The sequence below is a fragment of the Pseudomonas sp. WOUb67 genome, assembly GCF_050058005.1.
GTDB classification, from domain to species: domain Bacteria; phylum Pseudomonadota; class Gammaproteobacteria; order Pseudomonadales; family Pseudomonadaceae; genus Aquipseudomonas; species Aquipseudomonas putida_R.
Genome location: NZ_CP170112.1, coordinates 40,600 through 59,966, shown reverse-complemented (window position 1 = coordinate 59,966; position 19,367 = coordinate 40,600). Strand labels below are relative to the sequence as shown.

15 protein-coding genes are annotated in these 19,367 nt (G+C 64.5%); 5 read left to right on the top strand and 10 right to left on the bottom strand.

Annotated features, from left to right (window positions below):
* Window positions 1–15: 15 nt before the first annotated feature.
* Together ABOC32_RS00250 and ABOC32_RS00245 are read right to left on the bottom strand one after the other, a co-directional pair.
* Complete coding sequence (locus tag ABOC32_RS00250; RefSeq protein WP_426809785.1) at window positions 16–993, bottom strand: thiamine pyrophosphate-dependent dehydrogenase E1 component subunit alpha; 978 nt, start codon at window positions 991–993, stop codon at window positions 16–18.
* A gap of 22 nt (window positions 994–1,015) precedes the next feature.
* On the bottom strand, window positions 1,016–2,071 hold the full coding sequence (locus ABOC32_RS00245) for an ATP-NAD kinase family protein (RefSeq protein WP_426809784.1): 1,056 nt from the start codon (window positions 2,069–2,071) through the stop codon (window positions 1,016–1,018).
* Window positions 2,072–2,354: 283 nt separating this feature from the next.
* On the opposite strand from ABOC32_RS00245, the gene ABOC32_RS00240 reads away from it, so the two are divergent.
* Window positions 2,355–4,208 carry a sigma-54-dependent Fis family transcriptional regulator gene (locus ABOC32_RS00240; protein WP_426809783.1) on the top strand — a complete coding sequence of 618 codons (1,854 nt, stop codon included), beginning with the start codon at window positions 2,355–2,357 and terminating at the stop codon, window positions 4,206–4,208.
* A 174-nt stretch (window positions 4,209–4,382) separates the two neighbouring features.
* Here the strand turns inward: ABOC32_RS00240 and accC are convergent, their stop codons facing one another.
* From accC to ABOC32_RS00210, 6 genes are all read right to left on the bottom strand, one after another.
* The gene (accC, locus tag ABOC32_RS00235) at window positions 4,383–5,738 is read right to left on the bottom strand and encodes an acetyl-CoA carboxylase biotin carboxylase subunit (RefSeq protein WP_086974990.1); all 1,356 of its coding nucleotides are present in this window, start codon (window positions 5,736–5,738) and stop codon (window positions 4,383–4,385) included.
* 17 nt (window positions 5,739–5,755) lie between these two features.
* Window positions 5,756–6,217, bottom strand: coding sequence for an acetyl-CoA carboxylase biotin carboxyl carrier protein (gene accB / locus ABOC32_RS00230; protein ID WP_086974989.1), 462 nt, complete (start codon window positions 6,215–6,217; stop codon window positions 5,756–5,758).
* Window positions 6,218–6,317: 100 nt separating this feature from the next.
* Window positions 6,318–6,773: a type II 3-dehydroquinate dehydratase gene (aroQ, locus tag ABOC32_RS00225; RefSeq protein ID WP_010951834.1), complete on the bottom strand. Its 456-nt coding sequence runs from the start codon at window positions 6,771–6,773 to the stop codon at window positions 6,318–6,320.
* A gap of 179 nt (window positions 6,774–6,952) precedes the next feature.
* Window positions 6,953–8,725 (bottom strand): protein-disulfide reductase DsbD, encoded by a 1,773-nt coding sequence (locus tag ABOC32_RS00220; protein WP_426809782.1) that lies wholly within the window; start codon window positions 8,723–8,725, stop codon window positions 6,953–6,955.
* Window positions 8,726–8,916: 191 nt separating this feature from the next.
* A complete protein-coding gene (locus ABOC32_RS00215; protein WP_426811551.1) occupies window positions 8,917–10,662 on the bottom strand; it encodes a methyl-accepting chemotaxis protein in 1,746 nt (581 codons plus the stop codon).
* A 441-nt stretch (window positions 10,663–11,103) separates the two neighbouring features.
* The gene (locus ABOC32_RS00210; RefSeq protein WP_426809781.1) at window positions 11,104–12,459 is read right to left on the bottom strand and encodes a diguanylate cyclase; all 1,356 of its coding nucleotides are present in this window, start codon (window positions 12,457–12,459) and stop codon (window positions 11,104–11,106) included.
* 247 nt (window positions 12,460–12,706) lie between these two features.
* Between ABOC32_RS00210 and ABOC32_RS00205 the strand changes: the two genes are divergently transcribed.
* Window positions 12,707–13,774 (top strand): DUF2333 family protein, encoded by a 1,068-nt coding sequence (locus ABOC32_RS00205; protein WP_234229274.1) that lies wholly within the window; start codon window positions 12,707–12,709, stop codon window positions 13,772–13,774.
* A 2-nt stretch (window positions 13,775–13,776) separates the two neighbouring features.
* Complete coding sequence (locus tag ABOC32_RS00200; RefSeq protein WP_426809780.1) at window positions 13,777–14,313, top strand: NUDIX hydrolase; 537 nt, start codon at window positions 13,777–13,779, stop codon at window positions 14,311–14,313.
* Here the strand turns inward: ABOC32_RS00200 and ABOC32_RS00195 are convergent.
* On the bottom strand, window positions 14,304–14,915 hold the full coding sequence (locus tag ABOC32_RS00195) for a transferase (protein WP_426809779.1): 612 nt from the start codon (window positions 14,913–14,915) through the stop codon (window positions 14,304–14,306). The genes ABOC32_RS00200 and ABOC32_RS00195 overlap by 10 nt on opposite strands.
* A gap of 253 nt (window positions 14,916–15,168) precedes the next feature.
* On the opposite strand from ABOC32_RS00195, the gene ABOC32_RS00190 reads away from it, so the two are divergent.
* Entirely contained in the window at window positions 15,169–15,540 is a 372-nt protein-coding gene (locus ABOC32_RS00190) for a translation initiation factor Sui1 (RefSeq protein ID WP_426809778.1), read from the top strand.
* Between the two features lie 151 nt (window positions 15,541–15,691).
* Window positions 15,692–17,605, top strand: a complete 1,914-nt coding sequence (gene speA / locus ABOC32_RS00185) for an arginine decarboxylase (RefSeq protein WP_426809777.1) — start codon at window positions 15,692–15,694, stop codon at window positions 17,603–17,605.
* A 279-nt stretch (window positions 17,606–17,884) separates the two neighbouring features.
* Here speA and ABOC32_RS00180 read toward each other — a convergent pair whose 3' ends face one another.
* Entirely contained in the window at window positions 17,885–19,222 is a 1,338-nt protein-coding gene (locus ABOC32_RS00180) for an MATE family efflux transporter (RefSeq protein WP_426809776.1), read from the bottom strand.
* Window positions 19,223–19,367 lie beyond the last annotated feature (145 nt).

The following is a 19,367-nucleotide window of genomic DNA, read 5'->3' as shown; positions in this document are numbered from 1 at the left end:
CTTGTAATCCGCGGCTCAGGGGTAGCTGACGTAGACGTCGGTGAGCAGGTCGGCGGGCTGTGGCTTGGGATCGGACTTGGCGCGGCGCACGGCGTCTTCGATCAGGTCCTCGATGCGCGCGTCGATGGCGTCCAGTTGCTCGGCAGTAAGCAGGCCGGCACGGGTGGTCTTGTTGCGGAACTGCATCAGGCAGTCGCGGGATTCGCGCAGGTTCTTCACTTCATCGGGGGCGCGGTAGGTCTGCGCATCGCCTTCGAAGTGGCCGTAGTAGCGGCTGAGCTTGACCTCGATCAGCGACGGCCCTTGCCCGGCACGGGCGCGGTCGATGGCGGCCCCGGCGGCCTCGTACACGGCAAAGAAGTCGAAGCCGTCGATGGTGACGCCCGGCATGCCGAAGCCGGCAGCGCGGTCGGCAATGTGGTCGCAGGCGACGGACCAGTTGGAGGCGGTGGCCTCGGCGTAACCGTTGTTCTCGGCCACGAAGATACACGGCAGGTTCATGATCGACGCCATGTTCATGGCTTCGAACACGGCGCCTTCGTTGGAAGCGCCATCGCCGAAGAAGGCCACCGACACGTCATCCCGGCCCTTGAGCTTGGCCGCCAATGCCGCCCCGGCCACCAGCGGCGCACCGGCGCCGACGATGCCGTTGGCGCCGAGCATGCCTTTTTCCAGGTCGGCAATGTGCATCGAGCCGCCCTTGCCGCCGCACACGCCGGTTTTCTTGCCGTAGATCTCGGCCATCATGCCGTACACATCCACGCCCTTGGCGATGCAGTGGCCATGGCCGCGGTGGGTCGAGGCGATGCAGTCGCTGTCGCGCAGGTGGGCCATGACCCCGGTGGCGGAGGCTTCTTCGCCGGCGTACAGGTGGACGAAGCCGGGGATCTCGCCAGTGGCGAATTCCACGTGCAGGCGTTCTTCGAAGGCGCGGATGGTGCGCATCACTTCATAGGCATGCAGCAGTTGTTCGGTACTGAGTTGATTGGACATCTTGTTGTTCTCCAGGGTTGTCTCAACGCGGGTTTGCAGGGTGCAGCCGGTGGCCGCGCGGGACGGCCAGCAAGTGATGGCGGGCGGCATGCGCCAGGACGGCCTCGACATCCACGCTCAGCGGGCCTTGGTGGTCGAGGGTGATGGTGGGCGTGTCGCGCTCGGCGAATTCGATTTCGCGCTCGCCGTCCAGGGCCAGGGTGCCGCTGGCCAGGCTCAGGCGATGGGCGACGCCAGGCGTCAGCGGGCCGCTGGCGGTGATGCCGCAGCCTTGCAGCAGGCCGGGCGCCAGCGGTGCGAGCAGCGCCTGTTCGGCAGTGGGGTTCAGGCGGACCCAGGCACCGTGCGGGTCTTGGCGCGACACCGGGCACCACAGCCCGCACAGGGCTGACAGGCCAATGGCATGGGGCTCGGCGAAGCAGGCAAAGACTTCGCTTACGTCTTCGCTGCGGCTGAGCGCCCGGGCACCGATGAAGCGCTGGGGCGATACCGCCACTTCCACCAGGGCCCACTCGGCAAGCTGTTGCTCGGGCACGTTCACCAGCAGGCGCTTGTTGCGGCGCAGGCCGATGCTGGCCGGTACCTGGCCGCTGGCGAGCAGGCCGCCGGCCAGGCCCGCGCTGGTGGCTTCGCGCAGTTCGGGGAAGGCATTGTTGGTGCCGGTGGACAGCGTCAGCAGTGGTACGTCACCGGCCTCGGCAGCGACCGCCTTGTGGGTGCCGTCGCCACCGAGCACGGCGATCATCGCCACGCCACGCTCGACCATGCGTCGGGTGGCCAGGCGGGTATCGGCGACGGTCTGGGTCAGCGGCAGGTCGAGTATCTCGATCGCCGGCCACTGTTGGTCACGGGCGCCTGGGCCCTGGCTGGCCTTGAGCACGGCGGCGGCGATACCGGTCATGTCGCTGGGCAGCAGCACCTGGCCGATGCCAGTGGCACCGAAGGCCGCCAGCAGGCGCTGGATAGCCGAGGCCTTGTCGGTGCTCGAATAGAGCCCGGCATTGGCGGTCAGCCGGCGCAGGTCGCGGCCAGAGGCAGGGTTGGCAATGATCCCGACGGTCGGGGCGGGTAGCGGCATGGCGCACCTCGTATTTTTGTTTGCAAAGGCAGGAGCAAGCGCGGTGCCAGCTTTCTATCGCGTGACTGAAATGGCCGCGCCAGAGCGGTTTGTTTGCGCTCGCGCAGGTGCTCATTGCGGCGCTGGCGAGACGCTGGGTGCCAGCGCGGGGCCTGGCTTGGCGAGACGCTGAGACGCAGCGTCTCAAGCGGGCCGGTAATCACACAGTGCTTGTCGGGGCATGCGTGGAAGCGCTTAATGGCCGGACAACGATAAAAACAGCAACGAGAACCGGAGGGCCTGAATGCTTGCCGCGAACTCCCGAGCCCATGTCGACTGCGTCAGCCGGGTGCTGAAGAATGCCGACCGCCTGCCACAGGCACCGGTGCCACCGCTGATCCTCGATTCATGGCGCCGTTCCATGGAGCTGTACCGCCTCGACCCCGGGTCCCAGCAGGGGCCGCGAATTCTTTCCCAAGGCCTGCTCAACGAATGCCGCGAACGTGCCGAGCTGTTTCTGCGCATCGCCAGCGATGCCGTGGCACGGCTGCACGAGCGGGTGCGCGGCGCCGACTACTGCGTGCTGCTGACCGATGCCCAGGGGCGCACCATCGATTACCGGGTCGAATCGGCCATCCGCAATGACTGCCGCAAGGCCGGGCTGTACCTGGGCACCTGCTGGTCGGAAGGCGAAGAGGGCACCTGCGGTGTGGCGGCGGTGCTGACCAGCAAGGCGCCTGTCACGGTGCACAAGCGCGATCACTTCCGCGCAGCCTTCATCGGCCTGACCTGCACTGCGGCGCCGGTGTTCGACCCGCAGGGCGAGTTGCTGGGGGTGGTGGATGTCTCGGCCTTGCAGTCACCGGACGACCGTCGCAGCCAGCACCTGATCCGCCAGTTGGTCGAGCAGACTGCCCGTGAAATCGAAAACGCCTTCTTCATGCACAGTGCCCAGGGCCACTGGGTGATGCGCGCCCATGGCACGCCGGGTTATGTGGAAAGCCAGCCCGATTACCTGCTGGCCTGGGATGCCGATGGCCGCTTGCAGGCCATCAACAGCCTGGCGCGGCAACGGCTGGTGCAGCACCTGGGGCGCTTGCCCGCGCACATTGGCGAACTGTTCGACATGGGCCAGCTACGGCGCGTCAACACGTCTTCCGCCCAGCGCCTGCCGGGCCTGGGCGGGTTGTATGGCCGGGTCAGCGCCCCGCAGCAACGCCAGCGCGCGCAGCCCGTGCAGCAGGCGCAGGACGGCCGGATCGAACAGCATTTGCGGCTGGCCACGCGGGTCAAGGACTGCAACCTGGCGGTGCTGGTGCAAGGCGAAACCGGGGCCGGCAAAGAAGTGTTTGCCCGCCAGCTGCACCAGCTGAGCCAGCGCCGAGACGGGCCATTTGTCACGCTTAACTGCGCCGCCATCCCGGAAAACCTGATCGAGAGCGAACTGTTCGGCTACGTAGCCGGGGCGTTCACAGGGGCTTCCAGCAAAGGCATGCAGGGGCTGTTGCAGCAGGCTGATGGCGGCACCCTGTTCCTTGACGAAATCGGCGACATGCCGCTGAACCTGCAAACCCGCCTGCTGCGCGTGCTGGCCGAAGGTGAAGTGGCGCCGCTGGGTGCGGCACGGCGCGAGCGGGTGGACATCCAGGTGATCTGCGCCACCCACCGCGACCTGGCAACGATGGTGAAGGATGGGCGTTTCCGTGAGGACCTGTATTTCCGCCTGGCCAATGCCCGGTTCGAGCTGCCGCCGCTGCGTGAGCGCGAGGATCGCTTGGGGCTGATTCACCAGCTGTTGGCCGAGGAAGCCGACGCCTGTGGGGTCGAGGTGGTGTTGGCGGATGCTGCGTTGCAGGCGCTGCTGCTTTACCGCTGGCCGGGGAACCTGCGCCAACTGCGGCAGGTGTTACGTTATGCCTGTGCGGTGAGTGAAGGCGGGCAGGTGCAGGTGCAAGACTTGCCGCAAGAGGTGCGCGGTGATGCGGTTGTTCCGGCTGAAAGCGGTGTGTCCTGCCCTGCCCGGCAGTTGTTGCTGGATGCGCTGATCCGCCATCGCTGGAAACCGGCCGATGCGGCGCGGGCGTTGGGGATATCGCGGGCGACGTTGTATCGGCGGGTGCATGAGCATCGCATCGAGATGCCGCGCATGAAGGGGTAGGGCCATTGGGGGCTGCTTTGCAGCCCATCGCCGGCAAGCCAGCTCCCACCTCGACCGCGTCGGATGCAAGCCGTGCGCTATCCCTGTGGGAGCTGGCTTGCCGGCGATGAGGCCCTGACAGGTAATAAAAAACCCCGGAACAAGTCCGGGGTTTTGGTACATCACACTACTCGATCAATCCTGGTTGGCCAGTTTGTGCTCGAGGTAGTGAATGTTGACGCCGCCTTTGCAGAAACCTTCATCACGCACCAGGTCGCGGTGCAGCGGGATGTTGGTCTTGATGCCGTCGACGACGATCTCGTCCAGGGCATTGCGCATGCGCGCCATGGCTTCGTCGCGGTCCTTGCCGTAGGTGATCAGCTTGCCGATCAGCGAGTCGTAGTTCGGCGGAACCGAATAACCGCTGTACAGGTGCGAATCGACGCGAACGCCGTTGCCGCCTGGGGCGTGGAAGTGCTTGACCTTGCCTGGGCTCGGGATGAACTTGCGCGGGTCTTCGGCGTTGATCCGGCACTCCAGCGAGTGGCCACGGATCACCACGTCTTCCTGGCGGAACGACAGCTTGTTGCCAGCGGCGATGCTCAGCATCTCCTTGACGATGTCGATACCGGTAACCATCTCCGACACCGGGTGCTCAACCTGCACGCGGGTGTTCATCTCGATGAAGTAGAAGCTGCCGTTCTCGTACAGGAACTCGAAGGTACCGGCACCACGGTAGCCGATCTCGATGCACGCATCGACGCAACGCTTGAACACTTCCTGACGGGCTTTCTCGTCGATACCCGGGGCTGGCGCTTCTTCCAGTACCTTCTGGTGACGGCGCTGCAGCGAGCAGTCGCGGTCGCCCAGGTGGATGGCGTTGCCCTGGCCGTCGGACAGTACCTGCACTTCCACGTGGCGTGGGTTGGTCAGGAACTTCTCCAGGTAGACCATCGGGTTGCCGAAGGCAGCACCGGCTTCGGTACGGGTGAGCTTGGCCGAGGAAATCAGGTCCTCTTCCTTGTGCACCACGCGCATGCCGCGACCACCACCGCCACCAGCGGCCTTGATGATCACCGGGTAGCCGACGTCACGGGCAATCGCCAGGGCGACTTCTTCGTCTTCCGGCAGCGGGCCATCGGAGCCCGGTACGGTCGGCACGCCCGACTTGATCATCGCGTCCTTGGCCGAAACCTTGTCGCCCATCAGGCGAATGGTGTCGGCTTTCGGGCCGATGAAGGCAAAGCCGGACTTTTCCACCTGCTCGGCGAAGTCAGCGTTTTCTGCCAGGAACCCGTAACCCGGGTGAATGGCGGTAGCGCCTGTCACTTCGGCCGCAGCGATGATCGCCGGGATGTGCAGGTAGGAATCTTTGGACGAAGCAGGACCAATGCAGACCGACTCGTCTGCCAGGCCCAGGTGCATCAGTTCGCGGTCGGCCGTGGAGTGCACGGCGACGGTCTTGATGCCCAGCTCTTTGCAGGCACGCAGGATCCGCAGGGCAATTTCCCCGCGGTTGGCGATCAGGACTTTTTCCAGCTTCCCAGACATCGTTGGCTCTCCGCGAATCAAACGACGGTGAACAGCGGCTGGTCGAACTCAACCGGCTGGCCGTCTTCTACCAGGATGGCGTCGATGACACCGCCAACATCGGCTTCGATGTGGTTCATCATCTTCATGGCTTCGACGATGCACAGGGTGTCGCCTTTCTTCACGGACTGGCCCACTTCAGCGAAGTTAGGCGAGGTCGGCGAAGGCTTGCGGTAGAAGGTACCTACCATTGGCGAGCGGATCACGGTGCCTTTCAGGGCCGGGGCAGCGGCAGCGGCTTCGGCAACTGGAGCAGCAGCGGCAACCGGTGCAGCAACCGGTGCGGCAGCCATCGGTGCTGGTGCGTAGAACTGTTGGGCAGCTGGGGTCTTGCTGTGACGGCTGATACGGACCGACTCTTCGCCTTCCTTGATCTCCAGTTCGTCGATGCCAGACTCTTCCAGCAGCTCGATCAGTTTCTTGACTTTACGGATATCCATTAATCATCAACTCCCAAAGGTTCGGTCAGGGGGCGAAATACAAAAAAACGTATCTGAAACGTTTTTCTCGAACCCCGGCCCACTTAGGCCAGGGTTTTCATCATTTGGGCTGTGCGTTGGCAGCCAGTTGTTCCAGCGCGGACTCCAGGGCCAGGCGATAACCGCTGGCGCCCAGGCCGCAGATCACCCCTACGGCAACATCGGAAAAGTAGGAGTGGTGACGGAACGGTTCGCGTTTGTGCACGTTGGACAGGTGCACTTCGATGAATGGGATGCTCACCGCAAGCAATGCGTCACGTAATGCGACGCTTGTGTGGGTGAAAGCAGCCGGATTGATCAGGATGAAGTCCACACCCTCGTTGCGTGCGGCGTGAATGCGGTCGATCAGTTCGTATTCGGCGTTGCTCTGCAGGTACAGCAGATGGTGGCCCGCGGCGCGGGCACGTTGCTCCAGGTCCTGGTTGATCTGGGCCAGGGTCACGGCGCCGTAATGGCCTGGCTCGCGAGTACCGAGCAGGTTGAGGTTTGGGCCGTGGAGCACCAGTAGCGTTGCCATCTGCGGATTCCTTGGATTTGTAGGGCAATTCGACACAGCGCGGCGAGTGTGCCGTAAAGCGACGGCAAGTGTCCAGTTCCCGGCAATAGCCAGCACGATGTCCGAGATTCGCGCGAAGTATGTGACCAAATAATTAAATCTGGTCACCTATTTCAGGATTTTTCCCGGCACGCGGGAAGTTATAGACCGACTTTGCCGCGCACGCGTGTCAGAATTTGCGCAAAATCACCGGCGTTTATCTCGCCAATCACCCGATCAGCGGTAATTTCGCCGCCGTTCGCGGCAAAGAACAGCAGGGCGGGTGGGCCGAACAGTTGGTAGCGATCAAGCAGTTTGCGTTGCTCGGCATTGCTCTCGGTGATGTCGAAACGCAGCAGCTTGAAGCCGGCCAGCTGTGTTTGCACCTGCGGCGCGTTGAGCACTTCATGCTCGATCACCTTGCAACTGATGCACCAGTCGGCGTACCAGTCCAGCAGCACTGGCTGGCCGGCCGCCTTGGCCTGGGCCAGTGCAGCGTCCAGTGCGGTGGGGGTGGTGAGGGTCTGCCAGGCATCCGCCTGTGCCGCCTGGCCTGTTCCGGTGACCGCCAGTGTTGCAACGGGCAGTGGGCGAAGCGGGTCGCCCTGGCCGCTCAGGGCGCCGTACCAGCAGGCCAGGGCGTACACCAGCAAGGCCAGGCCGAGCAGTTGGGCCAGGCGCTGGGGTGCGGTCTTGACCACGAACTCCAGGGCGCCGAGGAACAGGGCCACGCCAGCGGCGAGGAAACCCACCAGCAGCAAGGTGACCGGGCCCGGCAGCACGCGGCTGAGCAAGCCAATGGCCAGGCCCAGCAGCAGTACGCCGATGGCGTTTTTCACCGTGTTCATCCACGGGCCGCTTTTCGGCAGCCAGGCCGCGCCACCGGTGGCCACCAGCAACAAGGGGGCACCCATGCCCAGGCCCAGGGCAAACAGCTTGAGTGCGCCGCCCAAGGCATCGCCGCTGGCGCTGATATACAGCAGAGCGCCTGCCAGTGGTGCCGACACACACGGCGAAACCAGCAGGCTGGACAGTACGCCCAGCACGGCAGCGCCCAGCAGTGACCCGCCTTTGGTACGGTTGGCAACCTTGTCCAGGCGGTTACTCAGGGCCTGCGGCAGCTTCAGCTCGAACAGGCCGAACATGGCCAGGGCGAACAGTACGAAAAACAGCGCGAAGGGTACCAGCACCCAGGCCGATTGCAGGCGCGCCTGCAGGTTCAGGCCGGCGCCGAACAGGCCCATCAGCGCGCCGAGCGCCGCGAAACTGGCCGCCATCGGCAGCACATAGGCCAGCGACAGCGACAGCCCGCGCAGGCCACCGACCTGGCCGCGCAGCACTACGCCAGACAGGATCGGCAGCATCGGCAGTACGCACGGGGTAAAGGTCAGGCCGACCCCGGCGAGGAAGAACAACAGCAGCGATTTCCAGTTCCAGCCGTGTTCGGCGGTTGCGGGGGCGTTGGCGCCGCCTTCGCCATCGATGCTCAGGCGTGCGGTTTCCGGTGGGTAGCACAGGCCTTTGTCGGCACAGCCCTGGTAGCCCACCAGCAGGGTGAAGGCACGCGGGTCGGTGCGCGGCAGTTCGATGTCGAGCACGCCGTGGTAAACCTCCACGTCGCCAAAGAACTCATCGTGCTTGGCCTCGCCCTTGGGGATGTTCGGCGTGCCCAGGGCAATGTCGGCCGGCTCGGTGCGGAACTGGAAGCGGTGGCGGTAGAGGTAGTAGCCCTCGGTGGCGACGAAGCGCAGCTTGAGGGTTTGCGCGTCGGCCTGGACCAGGCTGGGCTTGAAGGCTTCGTGTACCGGCAGGAAGTCGGCGTTGTTGGCCAGCGAAGCGGCGCCGAGGGTGGCGCTGGGGCGGTTGTCGAGCAGGCCCGTGGCGAAGGCAGGGCTGGCCAGCAGCAGGAACAGCAGGAAAAACAGGCGGCGCATGGCGGACTCGCGAGGTGGAACGTGCCGGGCATGATAGCGGAGTTGGTGCGGGTTGGGGCCACGGGTAGATGCGTAACCTGTGCCGGCCTCTTCGCGGGTAAACCCGCTCCCACAGGTACGCCGCCGCCTTCGAAGGCTGTGCTATCCCTGTGGGAGCGGGTTTACCCGCGAAGAGGCCGGTACAGGCCAGCTCAAACCCTGAACGCCCGCACCGCCCGGTTCAGCTCACCGCCCAGCCCCAGCAACTGCTCGCCTTGCTCGCGCCCCTCACCAATGCGCTGCAAATTGTCCTCGCCCAGCTCATGAATCCGCTCGCTGTGGTCACGAATTTCACTCACCGCGCCACTCTGCTGCGCCGTGACATCGGCAATGCGCACCGCGGTGTCGGCAATGGTGCGGATGGCACAGACAATCTCGTCCAGCGCGCCATCCGCCGCCTGGGCCTGGTTGGCCGTGGCCTCGGCATGCTCAAGCTGCGCACGCATCCCTGCCACCGAACTTTTCGCGGCTTGCTGCAAGCGGTCGATCAGTGCCTGAATCTCGCCGGTAGCCCCCGTGGTGCGCTGCGCCAGCGAACGCACTTCATCGGCCACCACGGCAAAGCCACGGCCCATTTCACCGGCGCGGGCGGCTTCGATCGCGGCGTTCAGCGCCAGCAGGTTGGTCTGCTCGGCAATGGAGCGGATCACCGTCAACACCCCGCCGATGGTCGCCGACTCTTCCGCCAATTGCTCGATCATGCGGGCATTGCCTTGCACTTCATCGACCAGCTCGCGCAAGCCCGACAGGCTCTGGCCAATCACCGCCTGGCCCTGTTCCACGGCACGCCCGGCATCGCGGCTGGCATCGGCGGCGGCACTGGCATCCCCCGCCACTTGCTGAATGGTCGCTTCCAGCTCGCCCAACGCATCGCGGATCTGCCCGGTATCGCCGGCCTGGCGCTCGGCGCCGTCGTGCAGGGCGGCGCTCATGCCGGCCAAAGCGTGGCTGCTGCCAGCCACCTGCTCGGCGTTGTGGCGAATGGTGCCCACCAGTTCCACCAGGTACTGGCGCAGGCGGTTGAGCGACTCCTGGATGTCATGCAGTTCGCGGTTGGTCTTGCCCAGGGAGATAGCCTGGGCGAAGTCGCCCTCGGCCCAACGTGACAAGGCGGGGGCCAGGCCGGTGAGGGTGCGGGTAAGGCGGCGCTGCAAGGTGTCGATCAGCAGGGCGATCAGCAGTATCAGGCCGATCATCAGGCCCTGGATGATGCGCACCTCGGCGGCGATCTTCGCATGCTCGCCGCGTACTTCGGGTTCCAGCGCGGCGATGGCTTGCTGCACCGCCTCCAGGCGCTGATGGGTGCTGGCGGCCAGGGCGACCCGGCGTTCGATCTGTTCGCGGGTGCGTTGCAGTTCGGCCGGGTAGCGGCTGAGCAGGCTTTGCAGTTCACGCTTCAGGCCCACCGCAATGTCTTCCTGCTGGGCGCTGGCCTGGGTTTCCAGGCCCATCATGGCGGCGAAGTCGTCGGCACCGGATTCGGCTGCGCGGGTCACGCCCAGCAACGGCAAGTTGTCGATGGTCTGCGCCTGGGTGCGGATCAGTTGCAGTTCACGCTCCACTTCGTCGGCCAGCTCCGGGCGGCCGCTGCTGACCAGTTTGTCCCTTGCCAGCGACAGGCGGCCGAGGTGCACGCTGGCGTCGAGCAACGGCAACAGGTAGCGGTTGGCATCGGCGCTGCCGCTGTCGCGGGCGTAGCCGGCCAGTTGTTCGAAGTTGGCCCCCAGTTCCCGCTCGGCCTGCAGCAGCAGGGCTTGCGGATCGCCGGCCAGCTTACCCGCGGCCAGCAGTTCGTTGGCGGTAAAGGCTTGCAGGCTGTCGAGGCTGGGGCGCAGTTTGCCGGCCAGTTCAGTGGGCCACTCGCTCAGGGTGGCCTGCAACTGCTGGTTGGCCTCCATGGCGGCGGCATGGCGCAAGGCATCGCCGCTGCCCAGGTAAGCCTGGATATTGCGAGCTGCCTGGTTCTGGAACTGCTGAGACAGGCCCAGGTAGCGCTCCATCATCTGGTAGGGGCGCTCCAGGGCACGCTGCGACCACCACAGGGTGGCGCCCAGGGCGAGACACACCGTTACCAGCAACAGGGTGTTGAAATTGGTCAGCCACTTCAGGCGCATAGCCGCGAACTTCCTGCGCAGGGGAGAGGTAGGCGCCTGAAGTTATTGCGATTTTGTGACGGGGTGATGACGACAGGGGCTTGGCGCCAGAAAAAAGTGGCACAGTGCCTCTATCTGTTTTGCCTGTGCCGGCCTCTTCGCAGCACAAGGCTGCTCCTACAGACCACGCGCTCCCTGTAGGAGCAGCCTTGTGCTGCGAAGAGGCCGGTACAGCCTATAAATTACTCAAGGTTCCACACGAACCACGCAATTACGCCCCGCATGCTTGGCCCGGTACAGCGCCTCGTCCGCCGCACTGGCCATGGTCAGGGCATCCAGCACGTCATCCAGTTGCACCACCCCGGCACTGAAGGTGCACTGCAAATCCCGCGGCTGCGCCGGGTAGAGAATCTCGGCGAAGCGCCGGCGAATCTCGTCCAGCACCTTGTGCGCCGCGTCCAGTGCGGTATTGGGCATGACGATGGCGAACTCTTCACCGCCATAACGGCCAATGAAATCGGTCTTGCGCAGGCGTTGCTTGAGGAACAGCGCAAGGCTCTTGATCACCCGGTCGCCCATGGGGTGGCCGTGGCGGTCGTTGATTTTCTTGAAGTGGTCGATGTCGAGCATGGCAAAGCTCAACGGCTGCTGTTCGCGGCGGGCGCGGAAGCTGCAGTCTTCCAGCAGTTGCAGGATGTGGGTGTGGTTGTACAGCCCGGTCAGGCTGTCGCGCACCATGCGCGCCTTCAGGTGCCGGGCGCGGGCTGCGCGGTTGCGCACGGTGGTGATCAGGTGGCGTGAGCGAAACGGCTTGGTCAAGAAGTCGTCGCCGCCTTCGCTCATGGCATCCAGCTGCTTGTCCAGGTCGTCCTCGGCCGACAGGTAGATGATCGGCACGCTCACATAGCGGTCGCTGTGGCGGATCACCTTGGCCAGTTCCGGGCCGGTGCAGGCAGGCATGTACAGGTCGAGGATGATCAGGTCGGGCTGGAAGTCGGCAAGCTCGGCCATGGTGCGGATCGGGTCGGTCAGGCTGCGGGTGACCATGCCGGCGCTGCCCAGTACGCGCTCGGTGTGCAGGGCCTGGGTGCGCGAGTCGTCGATGATCAGCACGCGCAGCGGGTCGTGCGGTGTGGCGTTGGTCAGCAGTTCGACTTTTTCCAGCAGGCTGGAAGCCTCCAGGCTGCCGGTGAGAAAGTCCTGGCCACCGGCGCGCACGGCGGCAAGGCGGGTGGGGGTGTCCGCCTCGTGGTGGCTGAAGAACAACAGCGGAATGGTTTGCGTCAGCCCCCGTTGCACCTGGGCGGCCAGGTGCAAGCCCAGGCCGGCGCCGGTGAAGTCGACATCCATGATGATGGCCGAAGGCGGGTATTCGCTGATCGAGGCGAGAAACGCCGCTGCGCTGGGCAGCGCTTGCACCACCAGGCCAAAGAACTCCAGTTGCTGGGCCAGGCGCTGGGCACGCTCGTGATCCTGCAGCAGGATGTACACCGGCCTGCGCAGGGGCAACAGCAGCGGGGCGAGCGGGTCGTCCTTGCGCAGGCCGCTACGCGTCAGCTGTTGGGCGGGGCACTGCGGGCTCGGCTCGACTGCTTGGCTCATGTCCTGGCTACTTATAGGTTGGGATGTGCAGGGGCAATGATGGCTCTATGCTAGCAGCTCTTTGCAAATACGTGACTGCCCTGTATCAACAAAGCGGCCGGAACGAATATTCAGTTACTGACTGATTGGTCGCTTATGCGTACGGTGGTGTCTGCTTTATAGTGCTGCCACGCGGGCTTGCCGTGGCACCCTGGCGCAGGCCTGTGGTCAAAGCCCCTAACCGTCGTGACTGATTAAGGACAAAGCCATGCTGGACTGGAAAAACCGCGAGGCCAAAGCCGAGCCCCGTGAGCGTGTCGATGGACGCGGCGCTGCCGCCCGTAGCTACCTTGGCGGCCTGTGGAGCCGTGCCCTGGGGACCCTGATCGGGTTGTACCTGCTGGTGTGCATCGGCCTGGGCTGGTACTGGAGCCAGGAGCCGGAGCTGTTCCCGGTGCAGCAGAATGCCCAGGCTGCCGCTGAGCGGGGTGGTCAGCAGATGGTGGTGGGCTATACCACCATCGAAACCCTCAAGACCGTGGCCGGCACCTTGTTGAACAAGCCGGGCGGCTACATCTCCAACGACCGCTTCCCGCCAGGGCTGTGGATGGACAACATGCCGAGCTGGGAATACGGCGTGCTGGTCCAGGTACGCGACCTGTCCCGCGCCTTGCGCAAGGACTTCGCCCGCTCGCAGTCGCAGTCCACCGAAGACGCCGACCTGGCCAAGGCCGAGCCGCGCTTCAACTTCGACAACAAGAGCTGGATCCTGCCATCGAGCGAGTCGGAGTTCGAAGAGGGCATCAAGTCGCTGGCCCGCTACCAGACCCGCCTGGCGGCTGGCGACAAGGGTGCGATCTTCTACACCCGTGCCGACAACCTGAACAACTGGCTGGGTGACGTGGCCACCCGCCTGGGCTCGCTGTCGCAGCGCCTGTCGGCCAGTGTTGGCCGGGTCAAGCTCAACACCACGCTGAAGACCGAGTCGGTGGTTGCCGGCCAGGCGCCGCAAGTGGACGAAGAGTTGGTAGAAACCCCGTGGCTGCAGATCGACAACGTGTTCTACGAAGCCCGTGGGCAGGCGTGGGCGTTGTCGCACCTGCTGCGCGCCATCGAGGTGGACTTTGCCGATGTGCTGGCGAAGAAGAACGCCACGGTCAGCGTGCGCCAGATCATCCGTGAGCTGGAAGCCTCGCAAGAGCCGCTGTGGAGCCCGATGGTACTTAACGGCAGTGGCTTCGGCATGTGGGCCAACCACTCGCTGGTCATGGCCAACTACATTTCCCGGGCCAACGCCGCGGTCATCGACCTGCGTCAGCTGCTGTCGCAGGGTTGAGAATGGCCATCAGCCCAAACGAGGCCGCCCACCGGGCGGCTTCCGACCGCGAACTGGTCAGCTGGGTGGACGAAGCTGACCAGGTACTCGGGGCGCTGCCCCGGGCCGAGCTGCGTGAGCGACGCCTGATCGGGCGTTGCACGTTCATCCTGTTGTTCAACAGTGCCGGTGAGCTGTGCGTGCATCGGCGTACCTTGAGCAAGGCGCTGTACCCCGGTTACTGGGATGTGGCCGCTGGCGGCATGGTGTCGGCAGGGGAGGCGTATGCCGACTCCGCTGCCCGTGAGCTGGCCGAAGAGCTGGGAATCGAAGGCGTCGAATTGCGCTTTCACGAGCGGTTCTACTTTGACCAGCCCGACAACCGCCTGTGGTGTGCAGTGTATTCGGCGGTGTCGGACGCGCCTTTGCGTTTGCAGCCAGAAGAGGTGATCGAGGCGCGCTTCATCGGGTTGGAACAGGCAGAGGCAGAAAGCCTGACAAAACCCTACTGCCCGGACTCGCTGGTGGCGTTGCAGCGTTACAAGGCCAGTCAGTCGTAGGCAAACTGGTCGACCAGCCCAAGGCGCGGCACGCGGGTACCTGGCTGGAGTAACGCACCCGGTGCAATGACTGCGTTCGCACCGATTTTGCAGCCATCGCCTATCAATGCACCGAACTTGCGTGCCCCCGTGTCGATGACTGCCTGCCCATGGCGAATCCTGATGATTGCCCCGTCCAGTTCATTTCGGTAGTTGGCGATGATTGCCCCGGCTTCGATGTTGACGTTCTCGCCGATCAGCGAATCGCCGACGAAGTTGAAGTGTGCCAACTTGCTGGAGTCGAGCATGAAGCTGCTTTTCACCTCACAACCTGGCCCGACAATGCAGTTGGCACCGATGTATACCCCGCCGCGCAGGTAGGCGCCCGCAGCCACGAAAGCCTGTGGGCCGATGATGATCGGCCCTTTCAGTACTGCACCAGGCTCGACGATGGCCGTTTCGTGTATGGCGCAATCGCCCTCGCGCCGATACCCTGCTTCGAGGTGCTCCATCAGTGCCAGGACCTGTCGCTCGCAGGCCAGGGTTACCTGCCAGGGGGCCGCTTGCGCTACGCGCAACTTGGGCCATGTGGCAATGAACGCGCTGATTTCAGGTATCGTCACTGGCCTGTCTCCTGGGCAAGGAGCGGTAGTTTGCACCAGCGCGGGCGCCGGCAGGTCTTGAAGTCGCAAAACATTCGCAAAATGCCGCAATCCTGTACTTAGCAACAGCCGGATTTATCGTTACACTGCGCGCCCTTTTCGGGCTGTCGCAGGATCTTGCGGCAGTAGCGCCGCCCCTGCCAGAGTGGGGCTTCGCGGTCGGCCTCTACCCCAAGGCACGACCAGTTTTTGTCCTCAGCACAGAGGAACAAAAGTGGCCAAGAAAGCTTCTTCCTTTTCCGCCCTTGGCGGTCTCGTTTACTCCACCGATGCCGGTCGGCACTGCCCCGACTGTGGCCAGCCGGTGGATGCCTGCATCTGCAAGCAGCAAATCATCCCCGAAGGCGACGGCGTTGCCCGTGTGCGCCGCGAGAGCAAAGGCCGTGGCGGCAAGACCGTGACTACCGTCACCGGCGTGCCGCTGCCGCCCGACCAGCTCAAAGAGCTGGCGACCACGCTCAAGCGCCGCTGCGGTACCGGCGGTGCCCTGAAGGACGGGGTTATCGAGATCCAGGGCGACCATGTCGAGCTGTTGATCGGCGAGCTGACCAAACAGGGTTTCAAGGCGAAAAAGTCTGGCGGCTGAGGCCATCGCGCGATTTTTTGCCCAGCGCTTTCTAAACTCGTTCCTGTGGTCAGGGTCTATGCCTGAGCACGGATGAATCGTCATTTTCAGCTTTTACACTCGCTCCGCTGCCTGCGGGGCAGTGTCTTCGACTTATCTATAGGGGACTTGAATGTCCGTACGACGCACACGCAAAGACGATGGTAGCCAATGGACCGTGGCCGATAGCCGCAGTGTTTACGGCATCCGCCATTGGGGCGCTGGTTATTTCGCCATCAATGAAGCGGGGCGCGTCGAAGTGCGCCCCAACGGCCCCGACAGCGCGCCGATCGACCTGTACGAACAGGTTGACGAACTGCGCCAGAGCGGCCTGTCGCTGCCCTTGTTGGTGCGCTTCCCCGACATTCTGCAAGACCGCGTACGCCAGCTGACCGGTGCATTCGATGCCAACATCGCGCGCCTGGAGTACCAGAGCCAGTACACCGCGCTGTACCCGATCAAGGTCAACCAGCAGGAAGCGGTGGTGGAAAACATCATCGCCACGCAAAACGTTTCCATCGGCCTCGAAGCCGGCTCCAAACCGGAGCTGCTGGCCGTGCTGGCGCTGGCGCCGAAGGGCGGCACCATCGTCTGCAACGGCTACAAGGACCGTGAGTTCATTCGCCTGGCGCTGATGGGCCAGAAGCTTGGCCACAACGTGTTCATCGTCATCGAGAAAGAGTCGGAAGTGGCCCTGGTGATCGACGAGGCCGCCGAGCTCAAGGTGAGGCCGCAGGTCGGCCTGCGCGTGCGCCTGTCGTCGCTGGCTTCCAGCAAATGGGCCGATACCGGTGGCGAGAAGTCCAAGTTCGGGTTGTCTGCTGCCCAGCTGATCTCGGTGGTGCAGCGCTTCCGCGATGCCGGCCTGGACCAGGGTATCCGCCTGCTGCACTTCCACATGGGCTCGCAGATCGCCAACCTGGCGGACTACCAGCATGGGTTCAAGGAAGCCATCCGTTACTACGGCGAACTGCGTGCGCTGGGCCTGCCAGTCGACCACATCGACGTTGGCGGTGGCCTGGGCGTGGACTACGACGGCACCCACTCGCGCAATGCCAGCTCGATCAACTACGACATGGACGACTACGCCGGCGTGGTGGTGGGCATGCTCAAGGAGTTCTGCGACGCGCAGGGCCTGCCGCACCCGCACATCTTCTCCGAGAGTGGCCGCTCGCTGACGGCGCACCACGCCATGCTGGTGATCCAGGTCACCGACGTCGAGAAGCACAACGACGACGTACCGACCATCGAGAACAAGGAAGCCCTGCCCGAGACCGTGCAGTGGCTGGCCGACCTGCTTGGCCCGACCGACATCGAGATGGTGACCGAGACCTACTGGCGCGCCACCCACTACATGGGTGACGTGGCCGCACAGTATGCCGATGGCAAGATCAGCCTGAGCGAAAAGGCCTTGGCCGAGCAGTGCTACTTTGCCGTGTGCCGCCGCCTGCACAATTCGCTGAAGGCCCGCCAGCGTTCGCACCGCCAGGTGCTGGACGAGCTGAACGACAAGCTGGCCGACAAGTACATCTGCAACTTCTCGGTGTTCCAGAGCCTGCCGGACACCTGGGCCATTGGCCAGGTGCTGCCGATCATCCCGCTGCACCGCCTGGACGAAGAACCGCTGCGCCGCGCGGTACTGCAAGACCTGACCTGCGACTCGGACGGCAAGATCAACCAGTACGTCGACGAGCAGAGCATCGAGACCAGCATGCCGGTGCATGCGCTCAAGGACGGCGAGGACTACCTGCTGGGCGTGTTCCTGGTCGGTGCCTACCAGGAAATCCTGGGTGACATGCACAACCTGTTCGGTGACACCGACTCGGTGAACATCTACCAGAACGCCGACGGCAGCGTGTACCACGCCGGTATCGAGACCCACGACACCATCGAAGACATGCTGCGCTACGTGCACCTGTCGCCGGAGGAGTTGATGACCCACTACCGCGACAAGGTGGCCAGCGCCAAGATCACCGCGCGTGAGCGGACCCAGTTCCTGGATGCCTTGCGCCTTGGGCTGACCCGGTCTTCGTACCTGTCGTCTTGAGTGTTGTAGCGCCTAGTCGATCGAGCGCCGCCCGCGCGGCGCATCGCGAGCTGCGCTCGCTCCTACGTTTGTTTCGGGCCAGTCATGCCGTGGCAGGCGCGCGCGACCGCCTTGTATGTACGACGCGATATCGCGACATGCGCCAAGGCGTTCGCGCGCAAATCCCGCAGGAATAATTGGCCCGAAACAAACGTAGGAGCGAGCGCAGCTCGCGATGCGCCGCGCGGGCGGCGCTCGATCTCAAAGGCGCCGCAACTCCCACGACGTACCCGTCCAGCATCACTCAAACCACTTACCTTTCTGCTCTAACCGCCACCCCACCCACGCCAACGTCACCGCCCGCAACCCCATGAACCCAAGAAACGCCAACCACAACCCATGGTTGCCAAACCCGCTCATGCCCACCGCCACCGGCAGTGCAATCAGCACCGACACCAACATCGCATTGCGCATCTCCCGCGCCCGCGTCGCGCCGATGAACAACCCATCCAGCAAGTAACTCCACACCGCAATCAACGGCAGCACCGCCAGGTAGGGCAAATACGGATAAGCCGCCGCTCGCACACTGTCGATGTCGGTCTGCAAGTCGATGAACAAGTGCCCACCCAGCAGGAACAACCCGGCAAACCCCAGGCTGGTGATCAGCGACCAGCCACAGGCCACCACCAGCGAGCGGCGCAGGGTGTCGCGATCACGGGCGCCGATGGCATGGCCGCACAGTGCCTCCACCGCATGCGCCAGCCCGTCGAGGGCGTAGGCGGTCAGCAGCAGGCCGTTGAGCAGCAGGGCGTTGGCCGCCACGGTGGCCTCACCCAGGCGCGCGCCCTGCACGGTAATCAGCAGGAACACCAGTTGCAGTGCCAGGCTACGCAGGAAGATGTCGCGGTTGACCGCCAGCAACGGCCGCCAGGCCTGCCAGCGTTTCAGCGCTGCCCACACCACATGCCCCGGGTAACCCCGCAGGGCCGGGCGGGTCAGGGCCAGGCCAAGCAGGGCGGCACTCCACTCGGCAATCACCGATGCCCGCGCCGAACCCAGTACCCCCCAATCCAGCCCCAGGACGAACCACAGGTTCAGGACGATGTTCAGCAGGTTGGTCGTCAGCAGGATGGCCAACGGTGCTCGCGCATTTTGAGTGCCCAGAAACCAGCCAACCAGCGCGTAGCTGGCCAGTGCTGCGGGCAGGCCCAGCAGGCGCGTGTGGAAGAAGTCTTCGGTGGATTGCTGCAGGGCTGCGCTGGGTTGCATCGCATGCAGTGCCAGCTGGCTGAACGGCAGGGCCAGCAGGCCGATCAACACGGCGAAGCCCACCGCCAGCAACAGCCCTTGTACCAACACCTGGCGCAACGCCGCGCCGTCGCCACGGCCGGCGGCCTGGGCGGCGAAGCCGGTGGAGCCCATGCGCAGGAAGCCCATCAGGCCGACCATGAAGGTGAACAAGGTGGCGCCCACGGCCACGGCGCCCAGCTGGTGGGCGTGTGGGAGGTGGCCGATGACCGTGCTGTCGACCAGCGCCACCAGCGGCACGGAGATGTTGGACAGGATCATCGGCGCGGCCAGCGCCCAGACCTTGTGGTGGGTGGGGCGGTGGCGCCAGTCGGCAGAGAGTCGGGGCATTTGCATTCCATGAGGCTTGGGGCCGCTATGCGCCCCTTCGCGGGCTTGCCCGCTCCCACAGGAAAGTGTTGCTCTTGCGGCCGGCGCCTAACCTGTGGGAGCGGGCAAGCCCGCGAAGGGGCGCAAAGCGGCCCCCTTTAACAAA